The 2,228-nt window shown below is 32.3% G+C and carries 2 protein-coding genes and 1 pseudogene; all 3 read left to right on the top strand.

All coding sequences use genetic code 11. The annotated features are described in order from the left end of the window. Positions 1–435, top strand: a 435-nt coding sequence (locus WBN21_RS04090; protein ID WP_424198019.1) for a GNAT family N-acetyltransferase, incomplete at its 5' end; no start/stop codon positions are given. A gap of 3 nt (positions 436–438) precedes the next feature. After that, positions 439–1,482, top strand: a pseudogene (gene mltG, locus WBN21_RS04085) (endolytic transglycosylase MltG). Next, positions 1,482–2,228, top strand: a 747-nt coding sequence (locus WBN21_RS04080; RefSeq protein ID WP_424198018.1) for a DUF2279 domain-containing protein, incomplete at its 3' end; no start/stop codon positions are given. The pseudogene mltG and the gene WBN21_RS04080, both read left to right, overlap by 1 nt.

Here is a 2,228-nt window from a genome sequence, read left to right as displayed (position 1 = left end):
ATCTGGGAAATTAGTAATACCCAAACACCATATTCTAAATTTTTAATCAAACAATATTTAGAGCACGCGCATAAAGATATTTATGAAGTTAAACAATTAAGATTGGTAATTTCAAATTATGATGATGTCGCTTTAGGCATGATTGACCTGTTCGATTTCGATTTTAAAAATAAAAGAGCCGGCGTGGGTGTATTAGTGAAAGAACCAAATAACAGATTAAAAGGCTATGGCCGTGAAGCATTACAATTACTTATCGATTATAGTTTTAGGCATTTAGATTTGCATCAATTATATTGTAATATTTCAGAAGAAAATGATGCTAGTATTAAATTATTTGAAAATCAAGGATTTAAAAAAATAGGATTAAAAAAAGAATGGAACTATGTAAATGGTTCTTATAAAAACGAATATTTTTATCAGCTTATTAATAAATAATAGATGTACATTAAGAAGATACTCTTAGCAATTTTAGTTATTGGCCTTATTGTGGCGGCATTTTTTGCGAATTTTGTTTACAAAGCCATGTTAAAACCCAATACCGCTTTTAACAATGAAACGGCGTATATTTATGTTCCTACTGGAGCAACTTATGCCCAAGTTAGAAAGCAACTTGAACCTTTGCTGGACGATATCAATTCTTTTGATGATTTAGCAGAACGAAAAGAATATACGAAATACATAAAAGCTGGTCGTTTCCAGATTAAAAAAGGAATGACTAATAATGATATTATAAACTCTATAAGAAGTAACAACTTGCCAATTAAAGTGTCTTTTAATAATCAGAGTACTTTAGCGAAACTGGCTGGTCGCGTTTCAAAAGAAATTGAAGCGGATAGTGTGTCGCTTTTAAATACCATGAAAGACACTTCATTTTTAAATAAAAATAATTTTAAAGAAGAAACAGCTTTAGGTATGTATTTACCTAATAGTTATGAGTTTTTCTGGAATACGTCGGCTGAAGCATTCAGAGAACGCATGCTTAAAGAATATAATCGTTTCTGGACGGATGCTCGAATAAAAAAAGCGCATGACATTGGTTTATCTCAAGATCAAGTTATTGCTTTGGCTTCCATAGTTTATGAGGAATAAAAACAAGCTTCAGAACAACCAGTAATTGCTGGTGTTTATATGAATAGAATTAGAATTGGCATGCCACTTCAAGCCGATCCGACTTTAAAATTTGCTGCTTACCAACTTCCAGAATATGAGAATACAATTATTAAACGTGTTTTAAATGTTCATAAAGATATTGAGTCACCTTACAATACTTATAAAAACAGAGGATTACCACCAGGACTTATTGCCATGCCAGATATTTCAGCTATTGATGCAGTTTTAAATTATGAAAATCATAAATATTTATATTTTGCTGCCGATGCTAAAAATTTTGGGTTTCATAAATTTGCAAAAACCTTAGCACAGCATAATGTAAATGCTAGAGAATATCAACGTTATTTATCATCTCAAGGGATTAATAAATAGTGCGTTTTTCGCTAGTAAAACATATTATTATTGCTGTTTTATTACCAATACTTTCTTTTGGGCAACAATCAAAACTTGATAAGTTTCTTACTGCAAGTGACACCTTAAACAAACCTAGGCGCAATGCTGTGACTATTTCTGAAGCTTCTGCAGGTATCATAACCCTAGTTGGTTTAAATCAACTTTGGTATGCAGATTTCGAACAATCAAAATTCCATACCATCAATGATAATAATGAATGGTTGCAGATGGATAAGCTTGGTCATGTATTTACGTCTTACCAACTAGGGAAACATGGTGCGCAACTTTTAAATTGGAGTGGTGTTAGTGAAAGGGATCAATTAATTTACGGAGCTACTTTAGGGTTTACTTTTTTATCTGCTGTTGAAGTGTTTGATGGTTTTTCATCAGAATGGGGTTTTTCTTGGGGAGATATTTTAGCCAATTGTGCAGGAACCGGATTGTATATTGGGCAAGAATTGCTCTGGAAAGAACAACGAATTGCCTTAAAATACTCTTTTCATCAAACAAATTATGCAAAACATCGTCCAGATAAGCTAGGAAAAACATTTTTTGAACAAGTTCTGAAAGATTATAACGGACAAACCTATTGGCTAAGCGCTAACTTACATGCATTTTTTAAAGAAAGTAACATTCCAAAATGGTTAAATATCGCAGTAGGCTATGGGGCAGAGGGCATGCTTACAGGAACTAAAGATATTGACAATCAAGTGTTAACAAGTAAT

It is taken from the genome of Algibacter sp. (assembly GCF_049667265.1).
Lineage (GTDB): Bacteria > Bacteroidota > Bacteroidia > Flavobacteriales > Flavobacteriaceae > Algibacter_B.
This window is presented reverse-complemented; position numbering and strand designations above follow the sequence as displayed.